At 49.8% G+C, this 18,921-nt stretch carries 18 protein-coding genes and 5 tRNA genes; 3 read left to right on the top strand and 20 right to left on the bottom strand.

The window, feature by feature from the left end; all coding sequences use genetic code 11:
• Positions 1-84 precede the first annotated feature (84 nt).
• On the top strand, positions 85-837 hold the full coding sequence (gene gpmA / locus ACUU1I_RS03790) for a 2,3-diphosphoglycerate-dependent phosphoglycerate mutase (protein WP_001295305.1): 753 nt from the start codon (positions 85-87) through the stop codon (positions 835-837).
• Between the two features lie 166 nt (positions 838-1,003).
• On the opposite strand, the gene aroG is transcribed toward gpmA, so the two are convergent.
• Positions 1,004-2,056: a 3-deoxy-7-phosphoheptulonate synthase AroG gene (gene aroG / locus ACUU1I_RS03785; protein WP_001109192.1), complete on the bottom strand. Its 1,053-nt coding sequence runs from the start codon at positions 2,054-2,056 to the stop codon at positions 1,004-1,006.
• A gap of 315 nt (positions 2,057-2,371) precedes the next feature.
• Here aroG and ACUU1I_RS03780 point away from each other — a divergent pair, with 315 nt between their 5' ends.
• Positions 2,372-2,752 (top strand): YbgS-like family protein, encoded by a 381-nt coding sequence (locus ACUU1I_RS03780; protein WP_000784351.1) that lies wholly within the window; start codon positions 2,372-2,374, stop codon positions 2,750-2,752.
• Positions 2,753-2,865: 113 nt separating this feature from the next.
• Positions 2,866-3,807 carry a CDF family zinc transporter ZitB gene (zitB, locus tag ACUU1I_RS03775; RefSeq protein WP_000951292.1) on the top strand — a complete coding sequence of 314 codons (942 nt, stop codon included), beginning with the start codon at positions 2,866-2,868 and terminating at the stop codon, positions 3,805-3,807.
• Here the strand turns inward: zitB and pnuC are convergent.
• From pnuC to mngB, 19 genes are all read right to left on the bottom strand, one after another.
• Positions 3,804-4,523 (bottom strand): nicotinamide riboside transporter PnuC, encoded by a 720-nt coding sequence (gene pnuC / locus ACUU1I_RS03770; protein WP_000345410.1) that lies wholly within the window; start codon positions 4,521-4,523, stop codon positions 3,804-3,806. The two genes, zitB and pnuC, sit on opposite strands and share 4 nt — an antisense overlap.
• 37 nt (positions 4,524-4,560) lie before the next feature.
• Positions 4,561-5,604, bottom strand: a complete 1,044-nt coding sequence (gene nadA, locus ACUU1I_RS03765) for a quinolinate synthase NadA (protein ID WP_000115306.1) — start codon at positions 5,602-5,604, stop codon at positions 4,561-4,563.
• A 248-nt stretch (positions 5,605-5,852) separates the two neighbouring features.
• Positions 5,853-5,928, bottom strand: a tRNA-Lys gene (locus tag ACUU1I_RS03760).
• 3 nt (positions 5,929-5,931) lie between these two features.
• A tRNA-Val gene (locus ACUU1I_RS03755) sits at positions 5,932-6,007 on the bottom strand.
• Positions 6,008-6,058: 51 nt separating this feature from the next.
• Positions 6,059-6,134: transfer RNA gene (locus ACUU1I_RS03750), tRNA-Lys, on the bottom strand.
• Between the two features lie 2 nt (positions 6,135-6,136).
• Positions 6,137-6,212 (bottom strand) — tRNA-Val (locus ACUU1I_RS03745).
• Between the two features lie 136 nt (positions 6,213-6,348).
• Positions 6,349-6,424, bottom strand: a tRNA-Lys gene (locus ACUU1I_RS03740).
• 164 nt (positions 6,425-6,588) lie between these two features.
• Positions 6,589-7,380 (bottom strand): cell division protein CpoB, encoded by a 792-nt coding sequence (gene cpoB / locus ACUU1I_RS03735; protein WP_000097580.1) that lies wholly within the window; start codon positions 7,378-7,380, stop codon positions 6,589-6,591.
• Positions 7,381-7,389: 9 nt separating this feature from the next.
• Positions 7,390-7,911: a peptidoglycan-associated lipoprotein Pal gene (pal, locus tag ACUU1I_RS03730; protein ID WP_001295306.1), complete on the bottom strand. Its 522-nt coding sequence runs from the start codon at positions 7,909-7,911 to the stop codon at positions 7,390-7,392.
• A 34-nt stretch (positions 7,912-7,945) separates the two neighbouring features.
• Positions 7,946-9,238: a Tol-Pal system beta propeller repeat protein TolB gene (tolB, locus tag ACUU1I_RS03725; protein ID WP_001295307.1), complete on the bottom strand. Its 1,293-nt coding sequence runs from the start codon at positions 9,236-9,238 to the stop codon at positions 7,946-7,948.
• Between the two features lie 132 nt (positions 9,239-9,370).
• Positions 9,371-10,540, bottom strand: a complete 1,170-nt coding sequence (gene tolA / locus ACUU1I_RS03720) for a cell envelope integrity protein TolA (protein ID WP_449144810.1) — start codon at positions 10,538-10,540, stop codon at positions 9,371-9,373.
• Positions 10,541-10,604: 64 nt separating this feature from the next.
• Positions 10,605-11,033: a colicin uptake protein TolR gene (gene tolR / locus ACUU1I_RS03715; RefSeq protein ID WP_000090097.1), complete on the bottom strand. Its 429-nt coding sequence runs from the start codon at positions 11,031-11,033 to the stop codon at positions 10,605-10,607.
• A 3-nt stretch (positions 11,034-11,036) separates the two neighbouring features.
• The gene (gene tolQ, locus ACUU1I_RS03710; RefSeq protein WP_000131314.1) at positions 11,037-11,729 is read right to left on the bottom strand and encodes a Tol-Pal system protein TolQ; all 693 of its coding nucleotides are present in this window, start codon (positions 11,727-11,729) and stop codon (positions 11,037-11,039) included.
• Positions 11,726-12,130 carry a tol-pal system-associated acyl-CoA thioesterase gene (gene ybgC, locus ACUU1I_RS03705; protein WP_001098380.1) on the bottom strand — a complete coding sequence of 135 codons (405 nt, stop codon included), beginning with the start codon at positions 12,128-12,130 and terminating at the stop codon, positions 11,726-11,728. Before ybgC ends, tolQ begins: the two co-directional genes overlap by 4 nt.
• 149 nt (positions 12,131-12,279) lie before the next feature.
• The gene (gene ybgE / locus ACUU1I_RS03700; protein WP_000034602.1) at positions 12,280-12,573 is read right to left on the bottom strand and encodes a cyd operon protein YbgE; all 294 of its coding nucleotides are present in this window, start codon (positions 12,571-12,573) and stop codon (positions 12,280-12,282) included.
• A complete protein-coding gene (cydX, locus tag ACUU1I_RS03695) occupies positions 12,573-12,686 on the bottom strand; it encodes a cytochrome bd-I oxidase subunit CydX (RefSeq protein WP_000270282.1) in 114 nt (37 codons plus the stop codon). Before cydX ends, ybgE begins: the two co-directional genes overlap by 1 nt.
• Before the next feature lie 14 nt (positions 12,687-12,700).
• Positions 12,701-13,840 (bottom strand): cytochrome d ubiquinol oxidase subunit II, encoded by a 1,140-nt coding sequence (gene cydB, locus ACUU1I_RS03690; protein ID WP_000568272.1) that lies wholly within the window; start codon positions 13,838-13,840, stop codon positions 12,701-12,703.
• A gap of 15 nt (positions 13,841-13,855) precedes the next feature.
• Positions 13,856-15,424 carry a cytochrome ubiquinol oxidase subunit I gene (cydA, locus tag ACUU1I_RS03685; protein WP_000884354.1) on the bottom strand — a complete coding sequence of 523 codons (1,569 nt, stop codon included), beginning with the start codon at positions 15,422-15,424 and terminating at the stop codon, positions 13,856-13,858.
• 848 nt (positions 15,425-16,272) lie between these two features.
• On the bottom strand, positions 16,273-18,906 hold the full coding sequence (mngB, locus tag ACUU1I_RS03680; protein WP_000648948.1) for a mannosylglycerate hydrolase: 2,634 nt from the start codon (positions 18,904-18,906) through the stop codon (positions 16,273-16,275).
• Positions 18,907-18,921 lie beyond the last annotated feature (15 nt).

Raw genomic sequence — 18,921 nt, 5'->3', positions numbered from 1 at the left:
GTTATGCGTAAGCATTGCTGTTGCTTCGTCACGGCAATATAATGAGAATTATTATCATTAAAAGATGATTTGAGGAGTAAGTATATGGCTGTAACTAAGCTGGTTCTGGTTCGTCATGGCGAAAGTCAGTGGAACAAAGAAAACCGTTTCACCGGTTGGTACGACGTGGATCTGTCTGAGAAAGGCGTAAGCGAAGCAAAAGCAGCAGGTAAGCTGCTGAAAGAGGAAGGTTACAGCTTTGACTTTGCTTACACTTCTGTGCTGAAACGCGCTATCCATACCCTGTGGAATGTGCTGGACGAACTGGATCAGGCATGGCTGCCCGTTGAGAAATCCTGGAAACTGAACGAACGTCACTACGGTGCGTTGCAGGGTCTGAACAAAGCGGAAACTGCTGAAAAGTATGGCGACGAGCAGGTGAAACAGTGGCGTCGTGGTTTTGCAGTGACTCCGCCGGAACTGACTAAAGATGATGAGCGTTATCCGGGTCACGATCCGCGTTACGCGAAACTGAGCGAGAAAGAATTGCCGCTGACGGAAAGCCTGGCGCTGACCATTGACCGCGTGATCCCTTACTGGAATGAAACCATTCTGCCGCGTATGAAGAGCGGTGAGCGCGTAATCATCGCCGCACACGGTAACTCCCTGCGTGCGCTGGTGAAATATCTTGATAACATGAGCGAAGAAGAGATTCTTGAGCTGAATATCCCGACTGGCGTGCCGCTGGTGTATGAGTTCGACGAGAATTTCAAACCGCTGAAACGCTATTATCTGGGTAATGCTGACGAGATCGCGGCGAAAGCAGCAGCCGTTGCGAACCAGGGTAAAGCGAAGTAAACGTCATTCGTTTAAAAAATGAGAAAGCCGACTGCAAGTGAGTCGGCTTTTTTGTTTGTCGTTGCTAACAATGGAGCACATTGCCTGATGCGACGCTGCGCGTCTTATCAGGCCTGTGGTGATTCATCGGATACGCCACTCTGACGGCGCATCCGACAATTAAACCTTACCCGCGACGCGCTTTTACTGCATTCGCCAGTTGACGTAACAGAGCATCGGTATCTTCCCAGCCAATGCAGGCATCGGTGATGCTCTTACCGTAGGCCAGCGGCTCCCCGCTATCGAGGCTCTGATTGCCTTCCACCAGATGGCTTTCCACCATCACGCCAATAATGGCCTTTTCGCCACCGGCAATCTGCTGGCAAACGTCAGCACAAACATCCATCTGCTTTTTGAATTGTTTGGACGAATTAGCATGGCTGAAATCGATCATCACCTGAGCTGGCAGACCTGCTTTGTTCAGCCCTTCTTTCACTTCAGCAACGTGCTTCGCGCTGTAGTTAGGCTCTTTACCGCCGCGCAGAATGATATGGCAATCGCCGTTACCACTGGTATTCACAATCGCCGAATGCCCCCATTTAGTTACGGACAGGAAGCAGTGCGGCGCACCGGCGGCATTAATGGCATCGATAGCCACTTTAATCGTACCGTCTGTGCCATTTTTAAAACCTACCGGACAAGAAAGACCAGACGCCAGTTCGCGGTGCACCTGCGATTCCGTGGTACGTGCACCAATTGCGCCCCAGCTCATCAGGTCAGCGAGATACTGAGGAGTGATCATATCGAGAAACTCACCCGCCGCTGGCAGACCGCTGTCGTTAATATCAAGCAGCAATTTACGGGCTATACGCAGACCGTCGTTGATCTGGAAGCTGTTATCCATATGCGGATCGTTAATCAACCCTTTCCAGCCCACCGTGGTACGCGGCTTTTCAAAATAGACGCGCATTACGATTTCCAGCTCATCTTTCAGCTCTTCACGCAGCGCCAGCAAGCGAGTGGCATACTCTTTAGCCGCGACAGGATCATGAATTGAGCACGGGCCAATCACCACCAACAGGCGATCATCATTACCTTTCAGGATCTTATGGATCGCTTTTCGGGCATGAGCAACCGTATTCGCGGCATTTTCAGTTGCGGGGAATTTTTCCAGCAATGCGACAGGAGGAAGTAACTCTTTGATTTCTTTGATGCGTAAATCGTCGTTCTGATAATTCATGTCTGTTCCAGTGTCGCCATACTTATCTTAGTGAATGCAATACTTCCAATCTATATCTTCCGTCAGAATGTGTAAACGGGGTTTTACACTATGAACGGATTAATCCTAGAATTAGCAAGAAAAACGCCAGATTGTCGCGAAAAACGAGATCTTTCCTACAATTTCTAACTGTAATTCCTTTGTTTGTTAATTATTTCAAGATTCTCTGCTGCGTTTCATAAACTGGCTGAAATCTTAAACCAATGCCTTATATTCACCTGCAAATGCACTGTTGGAAGAGGTTATCCGACATAACGACCATAACAGGAGCATCCTATGAAAATGACAAAACTGGCCACATTATTTCTGACTGCCACTCTAAGCCTTGCCAGCGGTGCCGCACTGGCTGCCGATAGCGGAGCGCAAACTAATAACGGCCAGGCAAACGCCGCAGCTGATGCGGGCCAGGTAGCCCCTGACGCCCGTGAAAATGTCGCGCCAAATAACGTCGACAATAACGGGGTAAATACCGGTTCTGGCGGCACAATGCTGCATTCGGATGGTTCTTCAATGAACAATGACGGAATGACCAAAGATGAAGAGCACAAGAACACCATGTGCAAAGATGGTCGATGTCCGGATATCAATAAAAAGGTACAAACCGGTGATGGCATCAATAATGATGTCGATACCAAAACCGACGGTACCACGCAGTAACCCTGCAAAATAGCCAATAATGGGAGAGCGGAGTCTCTCCCTTTTAATTTTTCACTTCTAAAAGCAGTATGATGTCATAAAGTTAAGTGAGAATAATTAAGGGATGACTCGTCATGGCGCACTCACACTCACACACGTCCTCACACCTGCCAGAAGATAATAATGCTCGTCGCTTGTTGTATGCTTTCGGCGTGACTGCCGGGTTTATGCTGGTAGAAGTCGTTGGTGGTTTTCTTTCTGGTTCTCTGGCATTGCTGGCCGATGCGGGTCATATGTTGACCGATACTGCCGCCCTGCTTTTCGCCCTACTCGCCGTGCAATTTTCACGTCGTCCTCCCACCATTCGCCACACTTTCGGTTGGCTAAGACTGACCACGCTCGCGGCGTTTGTGAATGCCATCGCCCTCGTGGTAATTACCATTTTGATTGTCTGGGAGGCGATAGAACGCTTCCGCACGCCGCGTCCGGTCGAGGGAGGCATGATGATGGCAATTGCCGTGGCTGGGTTGCTGGCAAATATACTTTCTTTCTGGTTACTTCATCACGGCAGCGAAGAGAAAAACCTCAACGTACGAGCAGCGGCACTGCATGTGCTCGGGGACCTGCTGGGTTCGGTTGGGGCTATTATTGCCGCGTTGATTATTATCTGGACTGGCTGGACACCTGCTGACCCCATTCTCTCGATACTGGTGTCGCTTCTGGTTCTGCGTAGCGCGTGGCGACTGTTGAAAGATAGCGTGAATGAATTACTTGAAGGTGCACCGGTATCGCTGGATATCGCTGAACTGAAGCGTCGTATGTGCCGGGAAATCCCGGAAGTCCGCAATGTGCACCATGTACATGTATGGATGGTAGGCGAGAAGCCGGTGATGACGTTGCATGTGCAGGTGATCCCGCCACACGATCACGATGCCTTGTTGGATCAGATCCAACACTACCTGATGGATCACTATCAGATTGAGCACGCCACCATTCAGATGGAATATCAACCTTGTCATGGGCCAGACTGCCACCTGAATGAAGGGGTGTCTGGCCATTCACATCATCACCATTAATGGGACAGCGCGCGTGAGCCTCTTTCACGTGCGCTGTTGATCCACATCCGGCTGCCGTTGAGCGCAATAAAGGTCAGGATGATGTACTCCAGAGACATGGCGTAAACGCCCTGAAGTGCAAAAATAACGACGCTAATCACGTTAATAATCACCCACAACAGCCAGTTTTCCACATACTTACGCGTCATCAGAATCATTGCCACGATAGATAACACCATCATGCATGAATCCCAGAACGGGAAAGCGTCCGGTTGCAGTTCAGGCATCACAACCTGTAATCCTAATGCTTGCATGATCATGACTGCCACGCGGGTCAAAAATGCAAACACCGGATTGATAAATACCGTCATCAGACCAATCGAAACAACGCAAACCGCCAACCAGCTGAGTGCCTTCGGCAATGGCAACCAGCGAATTTTCAACTCCGCCTCGTTCTGACTGGTTTGTCGCGACCACGCATACCAGCCGTAAATATTCGCGGCAAAGAAAAACACCTGTAATAGCAGGCTGGCATACAGCTGAATCTGAAAGAAAATAATGCCAAACAAGGTAACGTTGATCAGGCCAAAGAAGTAGTTGCTGATCTTCTCCAGACTGGCAAGGCCAATACACAGCAACCCGGCGATCGTGCCTACCGCTTCGATCCATGAGAGATCATAACCGCCCGCCCCTATTGGTATATGTACCAGGATATTCTGCACACTAAAAAAATCCATCTTTCCCCCAAAGCGTAACGTTACGCCTTATTATTCGTTATCCACGTAGTGTAACCGCAAAATCCAGCATACGATTGAGCGGCACCAGCGCCCTCTCTCGCAGCCTCTCATCGACATGAACCTCGTGATTACTTCCTTCCTGTTCTAATGCCTCTGCGATAGCCTGAAGGCCATTCATGGCCATCCACGGACAATGCGCGCAGCTGCGGCAGGTTGCGCCCTCACCCGCGGTTGGTGCTTCCAGTAACTCTTTATCTGGCACCGCCTGCTGCATTTTGTAGAAAATACCCCGATCGGTTGCCACAATAAGCCTCTGATGAGGCAATGCTTTTGCAGCAGCGATCAGTTGACTGGTGGAACCGACCGCATCCGCCATATCGACAATAGCTTGTGGTGATTCTGGATGCACCAGTATGGCAGCATCCGGGTATTCTTCTTGCAAGCGGGTTAACGCCTGAGTCTTAAATTCATCATGCACAATGCAGGCACCCTGCCAGCATAAAATGTCTCCACCCGTCTGTTTTTGCACGTAACGCCCCAGATGTTTGTCGGGTGCCCAGATGATTTTTTCACCCAAACTATCAAGATGATCAATAAGTTCGACGGCAATGCTTGAAGTTACCACCCAATCTGCGCGCGTTTTTACCGCAGCAGAAGTGTTGGCGTAGACGACGACAGTACGATCGGGATGGGCATCGCAAAATGCGTTAAATTCTTCAACAGGGCAGCCGAGATCCAGTGAACACTCAACCTGAAGTGTCGGCATCAGAATTGTTTTTTCCGGACTGAGAATTTTGGCGGTTTCTCCCATAAATCTCACCCCAGCGACTAACAAAGTAGAAGCGGGATGCTTTGCACCGAAGCGCGCCATTTCCAGAGAATCAGAAATACAGCCACCGGTTTCTTCTGCCAGTTGTTGAATTTCGGGATCGGTATAGTAGTGGGCAACCATCACCGCATTACGTTCTTTTAGCAGACGTTTTATCTTCTCGCGGTAATACGCTTTTTCATCAATGCTTAACGGCGTCGGCTTCGGGGGGAAAGGATAAATCGCCGTGTCTGGATCAAACATTACGCTCATCTTACCATCTCGTTTTACAGGCTTAACGTTAAAACCGACATTAGCGTAACATTCGCTGTTATCGGTGTAATTTGTTTTATATGCTAAACAAGATAGTCGAATGGTGGGGAAAAGTCACTCGCATTACGCCTAATTCCACCGACGTAGAGTTGCTTGCACAGTAAGCTCTGACGATGTCATCAGGTTTACAAAGTGAAATTGAGGATGCCTGAATAGCAAAAAAGCGCCTTTAGGGCGCTTTTTTACATTGGTGGGTCGTGCAGGATTCGAACCTGCGACCAATTGATTAAAAGTCAACTGCTCTACCAACTGAGCTAACGACCCGAGTGGTGGGTGATGACGGGATCGAACCGCCGACCCCCTCCTTGTAAGGGAGGTGCTCTCCCAGCTGAGCTAATCACCCGATACTGCGCTGGATACTACAAACTACTTCCACCGAACCCACCGTAATTAGTGGTGGGTCGTGCAGGATTCGAACCTGCGACCAATTGATTAAAAGTCAACTGCTCTACCAACTGAGCTAACGACCCGGTGGTGGGTGATGACGGGATCGAACCGCCGACCCCCTCCTTGTAAGGGAGGTGCTCTCCCAGCTGAGCTAATCACCCGACACTACGCTGGATACTACAACTAACTATGTTAGTGGTGGGTCGTGCAGGATGACTCGACTTCGTCTCGCCCTTCGGCGCCGTTGCTGATGCAACGTTATCCTTCACATTTTACTACCGCTTCCACCTTAGCGATTGGTGGGTCGTGCAGGATTCGAACCTGCGACCAATTGATTAAAAGTCAACTGCTCTACCAACTGAGCTAACGACCCACTTTTTCGTTGCTTTCGGTTTGTTTGATATCCCGTGGCAACGGCGGCATATATTACTGATTTCAGACTTGAGCGCAACAAAAATTTCGATGCAGATCACTCAACTGCTTATGATTCGCACGACACGACCAGAAATAATGCGACTTCTGGTCGTGTTTTATGCATTACATCGCGTTCAGACGTTTTTGTGCCTGTTTAGCGCCATCAGTACCAGGGTATTTACTGATAACCTGCTGGTATACGGCTTTCGCTTTTGCGGTGTCACCTTTGTCCTGCATGATGACGCCGACTTTAAACATCGCATCAGCAGCCTTTGGTGACTTCGGATAGTTTTTCACTACCGAAGCAAAATAGTACGCCGCATCATCTTTTTTACCCTTGTTGTAGTTTAACTGACCCAGCCAATAATTGGCGTTTGGCAGGTAAGTTGAATCAGGGTAATTTTTGATGAAATTCTGAAATGCCACCATTGCGTCATCCTGGCGGGATTTATCCTGCACCAGCGCAATAGCTGCATTGTAATCCGTGTTTGCATCGCCGCTTTTCACCGGCGCGCCAGCATTCGCAGTACCAGCATCAGCTGTCGGCGTCGTTGATGCCGCCGCACCGCTTTGATCGCTGCTGGTTGATTGCGCCGCTGCACCACCGCTGCTGAGGCTGTCGATCTGCAACAGGATCTGCTTTTGCCGCTCCACGACCTGATTCAGTTGATACTGATTTTCCTGAATCTGACCACGCAGGGAATCAATATCGGATTGATTATCAGAAAGTTGTTGCTGGAGTTGGGTTAAAAGCTGGCTGTGAGCATTAGAAATACGCTCAAGTTGAGTGACGCGGTCTTCGACCGAGCCTGAGCCGACACTACTGATTGGTGCCTGAGCAAAAGCGGCCCAGGGGGCCGCTATACCAACCAGTAACGACAGACTCAATAGTTGATGTCTGAAGTTACTGCTCATGCAATTCTCTTAGTAAACCAGTACCGCACGACGGTTTTTGGAGTATGCTGCTTCGTCATGACCCAGTACTGCAGGTTTTTCTTTACCGTAAGAAACGATGGAGATCTGGTCTGCAGAAACGCCTTTACCCTGCAGGTACATCTTAACGGCGTTCGCACGACGTTCACCCAGGGAGATGTTGTATTCCGGAGTACCACGTTCGTCCGCGTGACCTTCTACGGTGACTTTGTAAGACGGGTTGCTACGCAGGAAGTTTGCATGTGCATCCAGCATTTGAGCGAAGTCAGAACGGATATCGTACTTGTCCAGATCGAAGTAAACGATGTTGTTCTGCTGCAGCTGTTGCATTTGCAGACGAGCCTGCTCTTCGGAAGACATGTTGCCGTTGCCGCCGTTCGCATCCATACCAGTGCCAGCACCCAGCATGCCTTCGCTGCCGTCATTGCTGGCGTTCTTGTTGGAAGAACATGCCGCAATTGCCATAACAGGCAGAGCAATCATCAGCCCTTTCAGCACTTTGTTCAGTTGCATTTCAATGATTCCTTTACTATTCAATTAATTATTATCACAGATACGGCGACCAGGCAGGGAATTTGACCTGTCCATCAGTTGCCGGAAGACGCGCTTTGAAACGCCCATCTGTAGAAACCAAATTCAGCACGGATCCCATCCCCTGAGAAGAGCTGTAGATTACCATAGTGCCGTTAGGTGCCAGACTTGGCGTTTCATCCAGGAACGTGGACGACAGAACTTGTACGCCTCCCGTTGCCAGATCTTGTTTGGCAATGTGCTGCTGCCCACCATTGGAGCTGACCATTACCATAAATTTACCGTCGCTGCTGACATCCGCATCCTGGTTCTGCGAACCTTCCCAGGTAATACGTTGTGGCGCACCGCCGTTGATATTCACTTTATAAACCTGCGGACGACCGGCCTGGTCAGAAGTAAATGCCAGGTTCTGGCTATCCGGGAACCAGGTCGGTTCGGTATTGTTACTGCGACCATCAGTCACCTGGCGGATCTGACCAGAAGCCAAATCCATTACGTACAGGTTCAGACTACCGGTTTTCGACAAGGCGAATGCCAGTTTGCTGCCGTCTGGCGAGAATGCAGGTGCACCGTTGTGACGCGGGAATGAAGCCACCTGACGTACAGCGCCATTTGCCAGCGTCTGAATAACCAGCGCGGAACGACCGCTTTCGAAGGTCACATAAGCCAGTTTAGAACCGTCTGGTGACCACGCCGGAGACATCAGCGGCTGCGGTGAACGGTGAACGACAAACTGGTTGTAACCGTCATAGTCAGATACGCGCAGTTCATACGGGAACTGACCGCCGTTGGTCTGAACAACGTAGGCAATACGGGTACGGAACGCACCTTTAATGCCGGTCAGTTTTTCAAACACTTCATCACTGGCGGTATGACCAGCATAACGCAGCCACTGCTTGTTCACTTTGTACGAGTTCTGAGCAAGTACAGTACCCGGTGCGCCGCCAGTGTCAACAAGTTGATAAGCAACATTGTAAGAACCATCCGGATTCGGAGTGACCTGACCGACAACTACAGCGTCAATGCCCAGTGCGGACCATGCAGCTGGTTGTACTTCCTGCGCACTACCCGGCTGCTGTGGCAGACGAGCGCGATCTAACGGATTAAATTTACCGCTGTTACGCAAGTCAGCAGCAACGATGCCGCCAATATCTTCAGGTGCCGCACCAGGCCCCGCCCACTGGAAAGGAACAACACCAATAGGACGACCGGAATCTACACCGCTGTCGATCACAATGCGGACTTCAGCATGCAGAACTGATGCCCACAGTATGAGAAAACCAAATGCTACTCGTAATGCCTGCTTCATCATATCTCCCTTATCTGGACCGATGGCCCACGATAATTTAGCAGAATGTTAACAAACTAAAATACACAAAACTACCAGAACCCCGTGGCAACCGGTGCCTGATGTTGACCGTCCGAACAGTCAACATCGCGATTACGGTTTGAAGTCCAATGGCGCGTTTTTGAACACTTCATATACTGCCTGGCTTGGTGGTTTCGGGATCTTCGCAAGTTTAGCTGCTGCCAACGCAGCCTGACAAAGTGCGGGATCGCCACCTTCAGGTTTGATATCCAGTAACATACCATCGGGTGCCAGTTTTATGCGCAGCGTACAGGTTTTGCCTGCATAGGACGATGCGTCATAGAACTTACTTTCGATAGCAGATTTAATCTGCCCGGCATAGTTATTGATATCGGCCCCTGATGCGCCATTGTTTTTAGTATTACCACTCCCGGCAGGCGAAGCATTGTTCCCTTTCGCCCCTCCCCCCGTTTTCGGTGCATTCTTACCAGAGCTTAGCTCACCGAAAATATCATCTGCCTCTGCGGCAGCTTTTGCTGCAGCGGCTTTTTCAGCTGCTGCTTTTGCCGCTGCCGCTTTTTTGTCTGCGGCGGCTTTTTCTGCCGCTGCTTTCTTATCAGCTGCTGCCTTATCAGCAGCCGCTTTTTCTGCTGCTTTTTTGTCGGCTGCAGCTTTCTCTGCTGCCGCTTTCTTATCAGCTGCAGCCTTATCAGCTGCAGCCTTTTCAGCAGCCGCTTTCTTCTCAGCTTCTGCCTTGGCTTTTTCAGCAGCTTCAGTTGCCGCTTTCTTTCTTGCTTCAGCTGCAGCTGCTTCTGCTTTTTTCTTCGCGTCTGCAGCCGCTTTCTTCGCAGCTTCTTCCGCAGCTTTAGCATCTGCCGCCGCTTTCGCTGCCGCCACTTCAGCTTGCTTCTGCTTTAACTCGGCCTGTTTTGCGGCTTCTTCAGCCTGCTTTTTCTGCTCCTGAGCCGCTAACCGCTCTTTCTCAAGTTGCTTCAGGCGTTCCTGTTCAGCCGCTTGTTTCTCACGCAGTTCTTCAGCAGCCTGCTGTTCCTTCATCTTGCGCTGTTCATCAGAACGCTTCGCGCTTGATTCCTGGCTTTGCATGCGTTTGTACTGCTCAACTACCGCACCTGAATCAACCATGACAGCGTCGATGGACGAACCACCGCCGCCTCCGGCTGAAGCTTCTATATTCTCATCGAACGAACTCCAGATCAGCGCCGCAAATAAGATGACATGCAGCACTGCTGAAATAATTATCGCCCGCTTGAGCTTGTCGTTTTGTTCGGTTGCCTTTGACACTCTCGGTTTCCAAAAACTGTTCGCCTGTTACCCGCTCTCTTTCAAGCAAGGGAAACGCAGATGTTTAGATAGGCTGCGTCATTAAACCAACCGATTTCACACCCGCACTATGTAACAAGTTCAGTGCTTTAATTATTTCATCGTAAGGCACATCTTTTGCGCCACCGATCAGAAAGACCGTTTTCGGGTTGGCCTTGAAACGGCTGGACACTTCCGCCACCACCTGCTCTGGTGGTAAACGCTCCAGGCGATCTTTCTCAACCACCACGGTGTACTGACCAATACCAGACACTTCAACAATCACTGGCGGATTATCGTTACTGCTCACCGCCTGTGATTCAGTAGCGTCTGGCAGATCGACCTCCACGCTCTGGGTGATGATGGGCGCTGTCGCCATAAAGATCAGCAACAGCACCAGCAGTACGTCCAGCAACGGTACAATGTTGATTTCGGACTTGAGATCGCGACGACCTCGTCCACGCGCTCTGGCCATGGCTTACCCCTTGTTGCTCTCGCTAACGGTAAACGCCTGGCGGTGCAGAATCGCGGTAAACTCTTCCATAAAGTTGTCGTAATTCAGTTCCAGTTTGTTTACGCGCTGGTTGAGACGGTTATAAGCCATTACCGCCGGAATTGCGGCGAACAGACCAATTGCCGTCGCAATCAACGCTTCTGCGATACCGGGCGCAACCATTTGCAGTGTTGCTTGTTTTACCGCCCCGAGGGCGATAAAGGCGTGCATGATCCCCCAGACCGTACCAAACAGACCAATATACGGGCTGATGGAGCCAACCGTACCGAGGAACGGAATGTGCGTTTCCAGATTTTCAAGTTCACGGTTCATGGAGATACGCATAGCACGCGACGCCCCTTCCACTACGGCTTCCGGCGCATGGCTATTGGCACGATGCAGGCGCACAAACTCTTTGAACCCGCTGTAAAAGATTTGTTCCGAACCAGTCAGATTATCCCGTTTCCCCTGACTCTCTTGATAGAGGCGAGAGAGTTCGATTCCAGACCAGAATTTATCTTCAAACGCTTCGGCTTCACGCGCCGCTGCGTTAAGAATACGGGTTCGCTGGATAATAATGGCCCAGGATGCGATTGAAAAACCAATCAAAATCAACATGATAAGTTTAACCAGAAGGCTAGCCTTCAGGAACAAATCAAGGATATTCATGTCAGTCACTGCTTAAACTCCGCGACAATAGACTTGGGAAGCGCACGAGGCTTCATTTTGAGTGGGTCAACGCAAACAACCAGAACCTCTGCTTCATTCAGCAAAGTATTCTCGGCGTTGACAATATGTTGCGTGAAAACCAAAGAGGTGCCACGCATTGATGTTATTTCAGTCTGTATTTCGAGCATATCGTCGAGCCGCGCAGGTGCATAATATTCCACCGTCATTTTACGTACCACAAAGGCAACGCGTTCAGCCATCAGCGCCTGCTGACTGAAGTGATGATGACGCAGCATCTCTGTGCGTGCTCTTTCATAAAAAGCGACGTAACTGGCGTGGTACACCACACCACCGGCATCGGTATCTTCATAGTAGACGCGAACCGGCCATCGAAACAGCGTTGTATTCACTTTACATCCCGGTAATGCAACAAAAGTTAGAGCTTTTAAACGCTGCTACTATACGCGCGCGATTGAGGTTTGGGAATGAGGGCAAGTTAAGGGAGCGTAAAAATTTATGGGCCTAGAGCGGCCCATAATTTTTTAAAGAGAATTCTGATTTAAAAGAAGAAGAAAATCAGCCCGACAATGAGAACAATATCGGCAAGCAATGGGCAAAAAATCCCTTGCCAAAGAACCTTCTGCGGACGAAAGCCCACGCCGTGAATCACACCAGCACAGACGGCCCACATCAGCAATAAACCATGCCAGATTTCCAGTTCACTGGTCTTCGCGGCAAAACGAGATGGGTCCCAAAACATACATCCTGCTAACAGAAGCGCCATCACGAAGGAAAGCGCCCGCAGGGGGCGCTTGTCCATTACCGCATACAAGGTCGCGATAATCTTACTCATCAGATGTCTTCTTGACCGGCTTTGCCTGATTCGACGTGTTCAAGCGCCAGCGCGGTGATTACCCCAAACGAACAGGCAAGAAGCGTTCCCAGAATCCATGCGAAATACCACATTTTTAGCTCCTTACTTAGTACAGAGAGTGGGTGTTACGTTCAATATCTTCTTTGGTGATACGACCGAACATTTTCCAGTAACACCAGGCGGTGTAGAGCAGAATGATCGGTACCAGAACCACCGCAACCCAGGTCATGACGTTAAGCGTCAGCTGGCTGGAAGTTGCATCCCACATTGTCAGACTTGCGTTCATCATGGTGCTGGACGGCATCACAAACGGGAACATTGCGATACCGGCTGTCAGGATGATGCAGGCCAGCGTCAGGGAGGAGAACACAAACGCCCACGCGGCTTTATCCATACGTGCAGTCAGGATGGTCAGCAGCGGCAGAACCACACCCAGTGCCGGAATAGCCCACAGAATTGGCGTGTTGTTGAAGTTAACCAGCCATGCGCCAGCTTCACGAACCACTTCTTTATTCAGTGGGTTAGAGGCTGCGTAATGGTCCATTGTCGATTTCACGACATAACCATCGATACCGTACATCACCCATACGCCAGCCAGTGCGAAACAGACCAGTGTCACCAGCGCAGCCACCTGAGCCGTTGCACGGGTACGCAGGTGCAGTTCGCCCCCGGTACGCATTTGCAGATAGGTTGCGCCCTGAGTAATGATCATCCCTACGCTCACCACGCCTGCCAGCAGGCCGAACGGGTTAAGCAACTGGAAGAAGTTACCGGTGTAGTACAGACGCAGATATTCATCAACGTTGAACGGTACGCCCTGCAACAGGTTACCGAACGCTACACCAATTACCAGCGGCGGAACGAAGCTACCAATGAAGATGCCCCAGTCCCACATGTTACGCCAGCGGGTTTCTTCAATCTTGGAGCGGTAGTCAAAACCGACCGGACGGAAGAACAAAGACGCCAGCACGAGGATCATCGCCACATAGAAGCCGGAGAACGCAGCGGCATAGACCATCGGCCAGGCAGCAAAGAGTGCGCCGCCCGCGGTGATCAGCCAAACCTGGTTACCGTCCCAGTGTGGTGCAATGGAGTTAATCATAATTCGACGCTCGGTGTCGTTACGACCGAGGAAACGGGTGAGCATGCCCACCCCCATGTCGAAACCGTCAGTGACTGCAAAACCAATCAGCAGAACGCCAACCAGCAGCCACCAGATAAAACGCAATACTTCATAATCGATCATTTGACGACTCCTGTCTTAGCGTGCCGGCTGAGTAGTCGTGGAAGACTGCTCAAAGTGATAGCGACCGGTTTTCAGGCTGCTTGGGCCGAGGCGTGCAAACTTGAACATTAAGAACAATTCTGCCACCAGGAACAGGGTATACAGGCCGCAAATCAGCACCATTGAGAAGATGAGATCGCCTGCGGTCAGTGACGAATTCGCCACAGCTGTCGGCAGCACTTCACCGATAGCCCACGGTTGGCGGCCATATTCAGCCACGAACCAGCCCGCTTCTACAGCAATCCACGGCAGCGGAATACCGTACAGCGCGGCGCGCAGAAGCCATTTTTTCTCGCCAATGCGGTTGCGGATGACACTCCAGAAAGAGAGCGCGATGATTGCCAGCAGCAGGAAGCCACACGCCACCATGATACGGAACGCAAAGTACAGCGGCGCTACACGCGGGATGGAGTCTTTGGTTGCCTGTTGAATCTGCGCTTCAGTCGCATCAGCCACGTTTGGCGTATAGCGTTTCAGCAGCAGACCGTAACCGAGGTCTTTCTTCATGCTATTGAACTGGTCACGAACCGCCTGGTCGGTAGAACCAGAACGCAGTTGTTCGAGCAGAGAGTACGCCTTCATCCCGTTACGAATGCGTTCTTCATGCTGCACCATCAGCTCTTTCAGGCCGATAACCGGGGTATCCACGGAACGCGTTGCAATGATGCCCAGTGCGTAAGGGATCTGAATCGCAAATTTGTTCGTCTCCTCTTCCTGATCAGGAATGCCGAACAAAGTAAAGGCAGCAGGCGCAGGTTGCGTTTCCCACTCGGCTTCAATAGCAGCCAGTTTGGTTTTCTGCACGTCGCCCATTTCGTAGCCGGATTCATCACCCAGAACAATAACAGACAGAACAGCAGCCATACCGAAGCTGGCAGCGATAGCAAAGGAGCGTTTAGCGAAGGCGAAGTCACGACCTTTCAGCATATACCATGCGCTGATACCGAGGATGAACATCGCGCCAGTCACATAACCAGACGCTACAGTGTGAACGAATTTCACCTGAGCAACCGGGTTAAGCACCAGCTCGGAGAAGCTCACCATCTCCATACGCATAGTTTCAAAGTTGAAATCGGACGCGATTGGGTTTTGCATCCAGCCGTTCGCAATCAGAATCCACAGTGCGGACAGGTTTGAACCGAGCGCCACCAGCCAGGTGACACACATATGCTGAACTTTACCCAGACGATCCCAACCGAAGAAGAACAGACCTACAAAGGTGGATTCGAGGAAGAAGGCCATCAGACCTTCGATTGCCAGCGGCGCACCGAAGATATCCCCTACATAGTGGGAATAGTAAGACCAGTTAGTCCCGAACTGGAACTCCATGGTCAGACCGGTAGCCACACCCAGAGCGAAGTTGATACCAAACAACTTGCCCCAGAACTTGGTCATATCTTTATAAATCTGTTTGCCGGAGAGGACGTAGACCGTTTCCATAATGGCCAGGAGGAACGCCATACCGAGCGTCAGTGGCACAAAAAGGAAGTGGTACATCGCGGTCAAGGCAAACTGTAAGCGCGACAGTTCGACTATATCTAACATCATGACTCCTTGCTCATCGCATGAAGACTCCGAGAGTGAACCCCGTTAGAAAGGGTCACACGCATGCCCCAATAGAAATTTGTTTGAACACTTTCATCATACCATGTGAATGCACACAAAAACGGCGTAAAGAAAGGTTGCAAACATGTTAATAAAAACTCAAATTGATCCCACGTATATATTACGCCGCAAAATCCTTACAATAAACAGGTTTTTGTTGAAGCAAATTTGCATTTTTCGACGGTGATCAATTTATAGCTAAATTGCCGCCTTTCAGCCAATTTGATCGAGAACAATTTATCTCTTTTTGATGCCCATTTCCAAGACTTATACATTGATAAATATCAATTTCTACAAATTATGTTAATCATGTTTCAACAAGGTAACTTTAGTGACATTTATGTTTAAAATGTGTGAATTATAAGACTGAAATTAGTTTCGGTTGGCAATTAAAGATAAAAAGAGACGAAGCAAAAACAGCACGGTTGACCTTAATTCTTTTTTTGGTCACTGGCTAATACGACGCAGAGTTTCAGGATTATTAATAAAGGCATAAATCTCCTCCCCGCCGATATTAACATTTAATTAACTTATAATTATATTATAATTAACTCACCCGGGGTTATTATTTTGTTAAAAATAAAGCCACATATACGTAGCTTGAGAGTGAAGATAAACGCAAAATTACCTGATGCGCTACGCTTGCCAGTGTCTACATCATCTCTGCAATATATTGAATTTGCCTGCTTTTGTAGACCGAATAAAGCGTTCATGCCGTATCCGGCATGAACAAAGCGCCCTTTGTCAACAATCTGGCCGCGCATATGTGGCTTCGGTTTGATTGCTATTCAGGCAAGCCGGTAACTGAACGTCCGTGACTGGCCGGGTAAAAAAGGCCCCGATAGATTTGAACCTTGATTTTCCTCGGTGGTAATGTGTTCATCCATCATCGTTTCTGAGCAAGAAATCACCTCGCGACTGAAAGCAACAGTCGCATCACAGGTTGCTGATTCAGCCGGATTAAACAGCCGTAAAATCACTTCTTGTCGGTCTTCAGCTTTCTTAAGTGCGCTTATCAGGCATCCCACTGGGGGCATTTTCAACAAACTATAACTTTCCGGCACGTTGAATCCGGCTTTGTTGAGCTTCATCGCATCCCATGGGATTTTGTTGTAACACTGTACTGGAGTCAGCCATGCTCGCGCCTGCTGAGCTACACCAGCGGCGGTTGGCGTACCGGTATAACTCAATAAACTTAGGCGACAAGAAAGCAGACCACGTAGTTGTGAGTCCGGGACTGGCATTTTAATTCCCGAAGGCCGCCTAGGCCTTAAAAGCAGATCTTCTTTCCCCAGTAAGCCCACGCCGCGCAGCAACGTAATGGCAAAGGTTTTCTTCTCTTCACCGATGACTTCAAATTCACGTAGCCCTTCGCTAAAGACAGCCATGCCGTTACGCCCTTCCTGTAAGGCTGCATAGTTGAGCATATTCCATACCGGAACCGGCGCTTCTTTCCAGCCTTCTTGCTGCCAGTTGTTCATTGCACTGTCGTTCACGGGGCGCGTTAGCGAACCAAACTGGGTATCTGCCAGAACACTATCGGTGTTAAAAGATGTAGGGATCAGGACGCGAAGGCGATGATCGTCAGCCTGGTTATCAAGGTTGATATCCACATCAATGCGCCTGTTGTTATGACTAAGAGTGACAACCAACTCGACACCTACTCTGCCAGTGGATTGTCTTGCGCTGCGTTGTTGCAGATTACGCGGCACCGCCATTTCATAGCGGATAACAGCCCTGCTCTGCCAGGCCTCATGAATAATCTCGCATTGCGGTTTCGCATTCGCCGAAGTAATTACCCACTCTTCTTTTGCGGGTGAATAGTCATATTCATCACCATCATCAGAGCTTTCTTCAATTTGCAACACCCGGTCATAGCGCACACCGCTATCTTTATCTACCAGTTGTAGCGTTCCATCCTCATTGAGCGCAATTTGCCAGAAAGCATTTTCCAGTATCCCTTCAGCGTCACTTTTTGCCGCAATCACGTTGCCAGGCTGATTCGCTTCGATATAAAGCGTGCGATAGCCCATAGAAGGGACAATCTGGTTGATCTGTATATCAAACTCCATAAAGGGATCGTAATTACCGTAATGAACTATTTGCCGATCGATTAGGCCTGGATCGATCTCACGGGCATGGCGAATAAAATACGGTACAGGCTGACCGCGATCGTCTCGTAGATTAAACTGGCTGGCGCGCAGCCGCACAGTGGTGTTGATCACTTCTTCCCGCGGCCAGGGCATCAGGTTAAACAGGACGAGTTTGTCGGCGTCGCTCTGCGGCATGTTGTCGGCGATTTTACGCATATAGAAACGCAGCAGATTATCCGCCATGTCTTCAGCCAGTTCGAAGCGGGCGACGATTTCGCGATGAACTTTGTCACTACAGCAGCAGCCGATGCTGTCGTGGGCATGATTTTTTAAGATCTCTTTCCATATTTTCTCCAGCAAGCCGTGGTGGTATTCAAAACCCAACGTCCAGGCCAGCGTTGCCAGCGGTTCCAGCAGATTAACAATCTTATTTTCAATACGTGCGTGGGCAACTTTGATATCCATGCGCGTGGAACCGATGGTGCGATGCACGCGCATATATTTGCCATCAATAAATTCCCCTTTCAGGGTTGCCAGATTATCTCGCTGCGCTTCGATCTTCTCAAATACCTCTTCAAAGCGGCTCATCACAAACTTTCGTTGAGGATAAATTTCGCGCAGTTTCTCCATCACTTCGAAGATATTTTGCTGCAATGGCATCTGATCATGCCCATTCGGCAGCAAAATCTCTTTGGTTACAGACGCTTTTTCCAGCACGTCAAAATAACTGTCGAGGCGTTTGCGGAATCCGTTTTCGTCCGCAGGTAAGTACTTACCGATGGCATAACCCAACGGCATCACCTGCGCCGTCACTTCGCTACCGTCACTGCTTTGCCACAAAAACTCGGTTTTATCCGTACCGTGGCGCTCAGAACATCCACGCCAGAACATGGTGCAGGTAATGCCAAATCCATTGTAGATATGCGGCAGTTGCCCGGACATGCCAAAGGAATCGGGTAAATAACCTATTTTCATCGGCTCGCCAAACGCGAGGCAGTCACGCATTCCGTACATCAGATTACGGACGATGGATTCCGCAGAAACAATCGTGGTATCGGTCTGGGTATACCAGGGGCCGATAATCAACTTGCCGGCTTCTACCAGTTTCTTCACGCGGTCTTTGTTTTCCGGTTTCACCGCGAAATAATCTTCGAGGATCGCCGTTTGCCCGTCGAGTACGTAATATTTGTATTCGTTGTCCTGTTCCAGTCGGCACAGGATCTCTTCCATATTATTGACCAGCAGAATGCGTGACTCTTCGGTGGTGAAATACCACTCCCGATCCCAGTGCATATGCGGGGTGATGTGAACGCGAGATACCGCTTTCATCGTCGTTTCCTTTTT

The sequence above is a fragment of the Shigella sp. SIG3 genome, assembly GCF_053555855.1.
This window is presented reverse-complemented; position numbering and strand designations above follow the sequence as displayed.